Consider the following 9,962-nt stretch of genomic DNA (forward strand, 5'->3'; position numbering starts at 1 on the left):
TCTATTCAAATTTCATGGCCTTTACTGGAGAGATTTTAGCGATTATTATCGAAGGTATAAGGAGCATAAGCATACATAGGAGCATTGTTCCTGCATTAACCGCGAGAATGTAATCCCAGTTTAGATATACCGGCACTTCGGTAACGTAATAAGTACGAGGATCCAGCGGAAATAACTTCAGGTATTTCTGAAGCAGCAATAAACCTATTCCTATTAAATTTCCCCAGAATAAGCCCCTTAATATAAGGTACCCTGCATTATAAAGAAAAATTTTCCTGATGGTCCAGTCCGTACTTCCAAGCGCCTTAAGCACCCCAATCATTTGCGTTCTTTCGAGAATAAGCACCAGCAGTGCGGTAATCATATTGATCCCCGCCACCAGGATCATAATCCCAATAATGAGGGCGATGTTAAAATCGAAGAGGGAAAGCCATTCGAAGATGGCATAATACTTTTGGGTGATGGTTTGGGTATCGAGAAAAGAGCCGGTATTTTCATAAACCTGATTCCCTTTGAAATCAATTTCATCAAAATCATCTATAAAAACTTCAAAATTCCCCACTTCGTCCTCATCCCACTTATTGAGACGCTGGATATGCCTGATATCGGCAATCATATACAGCTCATCAAATTCCTGAAACCCGGAATCGTATATTCCCGTGATTACAAAAGCGCGCAGTAAGGGCCGTTCATTATCTTCCCGCAAAAAATAAGTAGGCGCTTTATCCCCTACTTTTAGCTGAAGCCGGTTGGCGAGATAATCTGAAATAAGCACCTCATCATTTAGTTTATTTTGAACATCGGGCAGCTCTCCTTCAACTAAAAAATCTTTGAAGTAATCCCACTTATAATCCTTTCCCACTCCTTTTACAATCACTCCTTCAAAATCTGTCGCCGTTCGTATAACCCCAAATTTTGTAGCCACGGCCTGTACATGTTCAATCCCTTCCACTTTTTTGAAATCGGGGTAAAAATCCTGATTTCTGGAAACCGGTTCGAAGGTAATCTGGGAGCTGTTATTATCGTAATTCGAAATAATAATATGCCCGTTAAAAGCGGCAATTTTATCCCGTATTTTCTGCTGAAGCCCCAACCCGGTGGCAAAGGATACCAGCATCATAATTACCCCTATGGCAATGGCCACCACTGCTATTTTCATTATAGGAGCGGAAATGCTACTTTTATACTTTTTGGTGCTAATAAGTCGTTTTACGACGAAAAACTCGAAATTCAAACCAGAATTATGATTAAGAGGTTATTCAAAAGTACATTTTTATTCGTTCTTATAAGCTTCCTTTCCTGCGGAAACACAAACAACAAGCCAAATAAGGCTGAAGCTTTTAATGCAGATAACAAACATGAGGATTTTCAGACTTCCGAAGAAATAATTGTGGGAGCCAACAGAACTGAAGAATACCTGCCTTTAATAAAGGATAATAGAATAGGCATTATCGCGAACCAGAGCTCGCTCATTAAAAACGAAAACGGCACTTACACCCACCTCGTGGATTCTTTAAAAAACCTGGGAGTGAACATAAAAAAAGTTTTTGCTCCCGAACACGGTTTTCGCGGGGAAGCCGATGCCGGGGAAAAAGTACAGGATGGGACAGATTTAAAAACGGGGCTGCCGGTAATTTCCCTTTACGGCAGCAATAAAAAACCTTCCGCAGAACAGCTTAAGGGGATAGATATGCTTATTTTTGACCTTCAGGACGTGGGCACCAGGTTTTATACCTATATCTCCTCGCTGCATTATATTATGGAAGCCGCAGCCGAAAATAAACTTCAACTCCTCGTGCTGGACCGCCCCAACCCCAACGGAAATTATATAGACGGGCCGGTTCTTGAAACCGAATATCAGAGTTTTGTGGGAATGCATCCTATTCCCGTAGTGCATGGCATGACTATGGGAGAATATGCGAAAATGATCAACGGGGAAGGCTGGCTGGCAAATGGTCGAAAAGCTGATTTGAGCGTAATGGAGATGAAAAATTATGATCATTCAAAATTATACAGCCTCCCTGTGAAACCTTCACCTAATTTGCCAAACGACCAGGCGATCCAGCTTTATCCCAGCCTGTGTTTTTTTGAAGGCACTAATGTAAATGCGGGGCGCGGAACCCAAAAGCAGTTCCAGCTATATGGATCTCCCTTTTTGGATGAAGCAATATATCATTTCACTTACACACCACAGTCTTTGCCGGGAGCTAAGAACCCAAAACATCTTGGAAAAACCTGCTATGGGGAAGACCTAAGCCAGATTGAAGTTCCGGAAAAGATCAATCTGGAATGGCTCATAAAAGCTTACCAAAATACTTCAGATAAAGAGGCATTTTTTAATTCCTTTTTTACAAAACTTGCAGGAACAAAAAAACTTCAGCAGCAAATAGAGCGCGGCCTTTCCGCTGAAGAAATAAGGAAAAGCTGGGAGCCTGGACTTCAGGATTTCCGAAGAACCAGAGAGAAATATTTAATTTACAAGTAAAATTATATTCTCGGTAAAAGAGGTTCTATATTTATGTATTGTTTTCAGGCTAAAATTATTCCCTCCGGCCTGCGGCTAACTTCCCTTGAGAGTGAAAGAGTATTACCAGATGAAACTTTTTAAATTTATTTCAGCTTGATTCTTGCTTTCATTTTTTCCACAATATTATAAGCGGCGGGGCAAATTGCCGTGTTCTTAATGGTGAGATTTGAAATTTTATGAAAATCTTTCCTGTTGGTATGAGGATATTCCCGGCAGGCTTTTGGCCGCACATCATAGATAAGGCAATAATTATCTGCCGCCAGGAATGCACAGGGAACCTCCTGCAACACATAATCCTTATCCTCATCCATCCGCAAATACTGCTCAATAAATTGTTGGGGCTTTAATTTTAAGTGTTTGCTAATGCGTTCAATATCTTTATTGGTAAAAAGCGGGCCGGTGGTTTTACAGCAATTCGCGCAATTAAGGCAATTGGTTTCCGCAAATTCCTCCTCATGCAGCTTCTGCATTTGCCTGTCCAGGTCTTTGGGAGGCTTTTTTCTTAATTTTGAAAAAAACTTTTTATTCTCCTTATGCTTATCTTTGGCTCGATCTGGAAGATTTTCTAACGTTTCCTGCATTTGGCAAAGATATGAATAAGACTAAGAAAGACATATTTGGAATGGCGATTTCAGCCTATTATCATCAACAGGATGAAAGTGATATCATTGTTCATTCCCCCGATTTTGACGATGATATTATCCCGGTTTCCTACCTCTTCAGGGAATTTGGCGCGATGCCTCCCATAGAAAAAGCGGCTTTAAAAAATTGTCATGGAAAAGTACTGGATGTGGGCTGCGGTGCGGGAAGCCACGCCCTTTATCTTCAGAATAATAGAAAATTAAAGGTTACCGGTATAGATACTTCAAGAGGCGCCGTGGAGATTGCTGCGGAAAGAGGCCTGGAAGATGCCCGGCAGCTGGATTTTTTTGAACTGAAAAATGAAAAATTTGACACGTTGCTTATGTTGATGAACGGCACCGGGATCATTGGCAATCTCAAAAATTTGAATTTCTTTTTTAAACATGTTGAAAGTCTGTTGTTGCCGGGCGGCCAGCTGCTAATAGATTCTTCAGACCTAAGCTACCTGCAGGATGATGAAGATGAAGAAGCGCCTGCCGATAATTATATTGGGGAAATACAGTTCCGGCTAAGCTATAAAGGTGAGCAATCTGAAAGTTTTGACTGGCTCTACATCGATTTTGATTCACTTAAGCACATTGCAGATTATAACAATTTTGACTGCGAATTACTAAAAAAGGGCAGGCATTACGATTATCTTGCAAGACTTCAGCCAAAAAAGAAGTAATTTCCTATTTTTAATTTTTTGCAGAACAGGATATTGTTCCAAACCTGATCCAAAATAAGAATGCGTTATAAATTCTCTGAAAACCTTCCCAAGAAACTTCAGCTAAACAAGTTGCTGGTAGCATTTTTTCTTTTTACAACTACAGTTTCCTGTACTACGGGGGATGATGAGCTTAGCAATAGAATAGATAAAAGCGTTAACCTGAGAAGCCTTGGGGATTCTGCTCATGATCTTTTGAGTGATGAAAAGTTCTCTTCTATAAACATTGAGATTGCTTATGTTGCCGGTTATGCTCCAGATCCGGGAGCTCTGGAGATTTTCAGGAATTTCCTTAAAACAAGGACCTTTAAACCCGATGGTATAGCCATTCACGTAAGACCTGTAGAATCTTCAGGACAGGCACCTTTTGAGATAGAGGAAATTGTGAAAATTGAGAAAGAGACCAGAACAGCCTATAATGCAGGAGATGAAATTGCTGTTTTCATATATTTTGCAGATGGCAGCAACAAAGATGATGAAGATGGCAAAGTGATCCTGGGTTCGGCCTACAGAAATACGTCTATGGTGATTTACACCAAAACCATAGAAGAATTTGTGGCAAAAGCGGGAAACCTTTCCACCAAAACAGTGGAAGCCGCAGTTCTCAACCATGAATTTGGACATTTGCTGGGCCTGGTTGATATTGGCTCCGACGCCCAGAGTGATCATGCAGATAGTGATAATGACGGGCATTGTACTGCGCGCGGGTGTCTTATGCGCTCTTCTATTGAGTTTGGGTACGGGATTGCCAATATGCTTGATGATAACGGTGTGCCCATGCTGGATTTTCAATGCATCACAGACCTGCAGGCAAACGGCGGACGGTAATGATCAAAATGAAGTTAGAAGTGGGAGTTAGAAGCTTTCTTTACGGGGTAGATGGTGTGTTGAAAAAATTAAACTTTATTCTTTAAGACAGCTGGAAGCTCCTATTCTTATATAGGAAGAAAGCGAATTAGCTTTCCCTAAAAAAATGGCAAGTGGAAAGCGAAAATGAGATTGACAATCTGAAGTGCGAAAATATCTTTATTAATAATGTGTGCATGGCTTTAAAAAATAAAGATCTGTCTTAAAAACAGGAAAAAACTACCCTCCTTTTATGGAGCGGTGGCCGAAGGCCGGGGTGGTGTTATTTGTAGTAAAGAAATGGACAGTTGATAAAGGGAAAATGGAAAATCTGGCTAACCGAAAGTACAATGTTATGAGTTGTCCGTTGTCGGTTGCTGATTTTATTTTCTGTTTGGGGTTTATTCCTCCAAAACTTCAAAATATCCCCCTGCGATACTCTGCGTTATCTGCGGAAGAAAAAGCGAAAAGTCGAATTATATTATAGTTATTAGTTGTCAGGTGATATTCTTAAATGGCCAATGATATCCAGCTAAACAGAAAATTCTAATGTTATGAGTTGTGGATTGTGAGTTTTCTGGCTGAGCAGTTTGTGAACTCCAAATTCAAAACAATAAGAATCCATAATTCAGCATTTAAAATAAAACAAGCGGATGATTAATTTCACAGGATCGCTTTTTACTTAATTCGCCACTTCACTAATAAATTTAATACGGTAAAGCCGTAATTCCTCATCATCATAATCCCCGTCAAACTCTTCTATGGCATCATCTATTTTATCGGTTTCGGCTTCCAGAAAATATTCATGGATCTCTTCCTGCTGGTCTTCATCCAATATATCCTGAAGGTAATAATCAATATTTAGCTTGGTACCGCTATAAACGATAGCTTCCATTTCTTTAATAAATTCATTCATCTCCATTCCTTTGGCTGAAGCAATATCGTCCAGAGGCAATTTGCGATCTACATTCTGTATTATATAAAGCTTTAAAGCAGAGTTTGCGCCGGTAGATTTCACCACCAGGTCATCTGGCCTTATAATGTCGTTATCTTCCACATACCTGGAGATAAGTTCCACAAAATCTTGCCCGTACTTCTTCGCTTTTCCTTCGCCAACACCAAAGATATTACCCAGCTCTTCAAGGGTCACAGGATATTTTAGTGCCATATCTTCCAACGATGGATCCTGAAAAATCACAAAAGGAGGTAATCCAAGTTTTTTAGCGACTTTTTTACGCAAATCCTTTAACATCCCAACCAGTTGCTGGTCCACCGCTCCCCCGGATTTCCTGGAGGTGGAAGCAGAGGCTTCTGTGGTGGCATCAAAAATATGATCTTCGGTCATCATAAAAGATTCCTGTTGTTCCAGAAAATCCTCTCCTTTCTGAGTAATTTTTATAACGCCATAGGTTTCGATATCCTTCTTAAGCATTCCTCCTACCAACACCTGACGGATAAGGGCCATCCAGAATTTGGAATCCTTATAATTTCCTTTTCCAAAAAGCGGGTTTTCATCGGTTTTATGAGAAGCGATAATGGCGTTGGATTTCCCAACAAGCGTGCGTACCAGGTCTTTTGCTTTGTATAACTCCCTGGTCTCTTTTACTGTTTTCAGCAAAAGCTCCACTTCTTCCTTCGCCTCCACCTGTTTCTTGGGATACCTCACATTATCGTCCATAGAAGCACCTTCTCCTGTATCCTGGTCAAATTCTTCCCCAAAATAATGCAGGATAAATTTCCTCCTGGAAACCGAAGTTTCGGCATAAGCCACGATCTCCTGTAGTAAGGCATGGCCAATTTCCTGCTCTGCCACCGGCTTACCACTCATAAATTTCTCCAGCTTTTCTATGTCTTTATAAGAGTAAAAGGCAAGGCAATGGCCTTCACCTCCATCTCTTCCGGCCCTTCCAGTTTCCTGGTAATAACTTTCTATACTTTTAGGAATATCGTGATGGATCACAAAGCGCACATCGGGCTTGTCTATCCCCATTCCAAATGCAATGGTGGCCACCACCACATCTATATCTTCCATAAGAAACATATCCTGATGCCGGGACCTGGTCTTAGGTTCCAGCCCTGCATGGTAGGGAACGGCACTTATCCCGTTTACCTGGAGGGTCTGGGCCAGCTCTTCCACTTTTTTCCGGCTAAGGCAATAGATAATCCCAGACTTGCCTTCGTTCTGCTTTACGAAACGAATGATATCTGCATCTACATTTTTGGTCTTTGGCCGTACTTCGTAATAAAGATTTGGCCGGTTAAAACTGGCTTTAAAAGTAGTGGCATTGGGAATTCCAAGATTTTTAAGGATATCTTCCTGTACCTTGGGCGTAGCCGTTGCGGTAAGTGCCACAATGGGAATATTATCCCCAATACGGCCTATGATGCTTCTTAAATTACGGTATTCCGGCCGGAAATCGTGGCCCCATTCACTAATGCAGTGCGCTTCATCTATAGCCAGAAAGGAGATCTTCCGGGTTTTTAGAAAATCCACATAATCCTCTTTAGTTAAAGATTCCGGAGCTACGTAGAGCAGTTTGGTAATTCCGTTGGTAATATCTTCCTTTACCTGCCGTACTTCAGATTTATTAAGGGAAGAGTTAAGCACATGGGCCACTCCATGTTCTGCGGAGATCCCACGAATGGCATCTACCTGGTTCTTCATTAAAGCAATAAGGGGCGAAACCACAATTGCTGTCCCGTCGGCGATTAAAGCCGGGAGTTGGTAGCATAGGGACTTTCCTCCTCCGGTTGGCATTACCACAAATGTGTCGTTTCCTTTCACAACGCTGGTAATCACCTCTTCCTGAAGTCCTTTGAACTGGCTAAATCCAAAGTATTTCTTCAGTTGTTGGTGTAAATCAATTTCCGTCAAACTCATTCAATTGTCTTACAATTTTATATACATTTGCAATACTAAATATACATATTTCTTTAGTACTTACAATTCATAATTCATCAAATTTGAAACTTCAGGAAAAAATTCTTACAGCCGCAAAAGAAACCATTTCTACCGAAGCTAAAGCTATTGCAAATCTTGAGAATCTCCTTGATGATGAATTTGTTAGTGCTGTAGAAAAGATCTATCGGTCTAAAGGCAGAATTATTGTTACCGGGGTGGGTAAAAGTGCCGTTATTGCTACAAAAATTGTAGCCACTTTTAATTCCACAGGAACTCCTGCAATCTTTATGCATGCCGCAGATGCCATTCATGGCGACCTGGGGACCATTCAAAAAGAAGACCTGGTTTTATGCATTTCCAAAAGCGGAAACAGCCCGGAGATAAAAGTTTTAATCCCGTTAATCAAAAATTTTAACAATCCGTTACTGGCAATTACCGGAGATAAAAGTTCTTTCCTCGGGAAAGCAGCAGATTATGTACTAAATTCCTACGTTGAAAAAGAGGCCTGCCCGAATAATCTTGCCCCTACCAGCAGCACTACGGCGCAGCTGGTAATAGGAGATGCCATAGCGGTATGTCTTTTAAAGCTGAAAGGATTTTCTAAAAAAGACTTTGCCAAGTACCATCCGGGAGGTTCGCTTGGCAAAAAACTTTATCTGCGCGTTCGCGACATTACTTCCCAAAATGAGAAACCGGAGGTAAGCCCGGAAAGCAGTGTTAATGAAGTGATTATTGAAATTTCTGAAAAAATGCTGGGCGTTACCGCTGTGATTGAAAACCAAAAGATTGTAGGTGTAATTACCGATGGCGACATTAGGAGAATGCTGAAGGATAATGTGGAATTTAGAAACCTCACCGCCAGGGACATTATGAGCAAAAACCCCCGGAAAATCAGCCAGGATGCCCTGGCCGTGGATGCCCTGGAACTTATAGAAGAAAATAAAATTACCCAGTTGCTGGCAATAGATGATGAGAAGAACGGGAATTATGCCGGCGTGGTGCATCTTCACAATTTAATTCGCGAAGGAATACTATAAATGAAGAAAATTAAAGCTCCTCAACCGGAACAGGAAAAAGAAATGTCCTTTTTAGACCACCTGGAAGATCTCAGGTGGCATTTAATTAGGGCAACCCTCTCTGTGGTAATTGCCGCGACACTGGCATTTCTTGCAAAAGATTTTATTTTTGATGTGTTGCTGTTTGGACCTAGTAAAGGTGATTTCTTTTCTTATAAGATCTTATGCCATATTTCTCAGGCACTAGGTATAGACAGTGGGTTTTGCCAGGAAAAGTTGCCTTTTGCCATTCAAAGCCGAACCATGGGCGGACAATTTTCTGCCCATATCTGGACCTCCATAACCGCAGGCTTCATTGTTGCCTTCCCTTATGTAATTTATGAGTTCTGGAAGTTTGTAGCGCCGGCCATGCGTGAAAATGAAAGGAGGAACGCCAGGGGCTTTATTTTTATTACCTCATTACTGTTCTTCCTGGGTGTTGTTTTTGGATATTATGTAATCACTCCTCTTTCTATTAATTTCCTCGGAAAATACCAGGTAAGCGATATGGTGCTTAACCAGTTTGATCTAAGTAGTTATATAAGCCTGGTAAGGGCTTCGGTACTTGCCAGTGGGTTAATATTTGAACTGCCTATAATTATTTATTTCTTAACGAAAGTAGGCGTGGTTACGCCGGACTTTCTAAGGACGTACCGGAAATATGCCCTCGTGGTGGTACTCATCGTTTCGGCCATTATTACTCCTCCGGACATTGTAAGCCAGATAATTGTGGCAATCCCGGTATTGATTCTGTACGAAGTAAGTATTGTAATCTCCAAGATCATTTATAAACGAGAATTGAAAAATTTAAATAAAAAAGGCTATGATCAATAAGGTTGAGGAATTTAATTCCTATCGCCAGCAAATGAATAATAAGATCCTCAGGGAGAACAACAAAGTGCTCAAGAGGATATTTAACCTGGATACCAACGCTTTTGCGGAAGGTGCCCTGGATAAAAGAACAAAAGAACTCCTGGGGCTTGTGGCGTCCCTGGTACTGCGATGTGACGACTGCGTGAAGTACCACCTGGAAAGCAGTCATAAAGAAAATATTACCAGGGAAGAGGTGATGGAAACGCTTAGCATTGGGACCCTCATTGGGGGGACTATTGTTATCCCCCATCTTCGCCGCGCCTTTGAATACTGGGAAGCCCTGGAAGATGCAAAGAATGGTTGAAGGTTTAAGGTTTAAGGTTTAAAGTTTAAGGTTTAAGGTTTAAGGTTTAAGGTTTAAGGTTTAAGGTTTAAGGTTTAAGGTTTAAGGTTTAAGGTTTAAGGTTTAAG

At 41.1% G+C, this 9,962-nt stretch carries 9 protein-coding genes; 6 read left to right on the forward strand and 3 right to left on the reverse strand.

Annotated elements, in window-relative coordinates; translation table 11 throughout:
• Window position 1 precedes the first annotated feature (1 nt).
• Complete coding sequence (locus AB8M93_RS07110; RefSeq protein WP_373056876.1) at window positions 2-1,234, reverse strand: ABC transporter permease; 1,233 nt, start codon at window positions 1,232-1,234, stop codon at window positions 2-4.
• Window positions 1,235-1,243: 9 nt separating this feature from the next.
• On the opposite strand from AB8M93_RS07110, the gene AB8M93_RS07115 reads away from it, so the two are divergent.
• Window positions 1,244-2,485, forward strand: coding sequence for an exo-beta-N-acetylmuramidase NamZ family protein (locus tag AB8M93_RS07115; RefSeq protein ID WP_373056877.1), 1,242 nt, complete (start codon window positions 1,244-1,246; stop codon window positions 2,483-2,485).
• Between the two features lie 125 nt (window positions 2,486-2,610).
• Here AB8M93_RS07115 and AB8M93_RS07120 read toward each other — a convergent pair whose 3' ends face one another.
• A complete protein-coding gene (locus tag AB8M93_RS07120) occupies window positions 2,611-3,108 on the reverse strand; it encodes a YkgJ family cysteine cluster protein (protein WP_373056878.1) in 498 nt (165 codons plus the stop codon).
• An 11-nt stretch (window positions 3,109-3,119) separates the two neighbouring features.
• Here AB8M93_RS07120 and AB8M93_RS07125 point away from each other — a divergent pair, with 11 nt between their 5' ends.
• Both AB8M93_RS07125 and AB8M93_RS07130 read left to right on the forward strand, forming a co-directional pair.
• Window positions 3,120-3,836 carry a class I SAM-dependent methyltransferase gene (locus AB8M93_RS07125; protein WP_373056879.1) on the forward strand — a complete coding sequence of 239 codons (717 nt, stop codon included), beginning with the start codon at window positions 3,120-3,122 and terminating at the stop codon, window positions 3,834-3,836.
• 60 nt (window positions 3,837-3,896) lie between these two features.
• On the forward strand, window positions 3,897-4,703 hold the full coding sequence (locus AB8M93_RS07130; RefSeq protein WP_373056880.1) for a hypothetical protein: 807 nt from the start codon (window positions 3,897-3,899) through the stop codon (window positions 4,701-4,703).
• Window positions 4,704-5,403: 700 nt separating this feature from the next.
• Here AB8M93_RS07130 and AB8M93_RS07135 read toward each other — a convergent pair.
• Window positions 5,404-7,602, reverse strand: a complete 2,199-nt coding sequence (locus tag AB8M93_RS07135; RefSeq protein WP_373056881.1) for a RecQ family ATP-dependent DNA helicase — start codon at window positions 7,600-7,602, stop codon at window positions 5,404-5,406.
• Window positions 7,603-7,685: 83 nt separating this feature from the next.
• Between AB8M93_RS07135 and AB8M93_RS07140 the strand changes: the two genes are divergently transcribed.
• The 3 genes from AB8M93_RS07140 to AB8M93_RS07150 are packed head-to-tail and all read left to right on the forward strand — an operon-like array spanning window position 7,686 to window position 9,855.
• Window positions 7,686-8,660, forward strand: a complete 975-nt coding sequence (locus AB8M93_RS07140; RefSeq protein ID WP_373056882.1) for a KpsF/GutQ family sugar-phosphate isomerase — start codon at window positions 7,686-7,688, stop codon at window positions 8,658-8,660.
• Complete coding sequence (gene tatC / locus AB8M93_RS07145; RefSeq protein ID WP_373056883.1) at window positions 8,661-9,512, forward strand: twin-arginine translocase subunit TatC; 852 nt, start codon at window positions 8,661-8,663, stop codon at window positions 9,510-9,512.
• On the forward strand, window positions 9,502-9,855 hold the full coding sequence (locus AB8M93_RS07150) for a carboxymuconolactone decarboxylase family protein (protein ID WP_373056884.1): 354 nt from the start codon (window positions 9,502-9,504) through the stop codon (window positions 9,853-9,855). The genes tatC and AB8M93_RS07150 overlap by 11 nt, the downstream gene beginning before the upstream one ends.
• Window positions 9,856-9,962: the final 107 nt, after the last annotated feature.

Origin of the sequence: Autumnicola aciditolerans (assembly GCF_041679265.1) — a bacterium.
Taxonomy (GTDB): domain Bacteria; phylum Bacteroidota; class Bacteroidia; order Flavobacteriales; family Flavobacteriaceae; genus Autumnicola.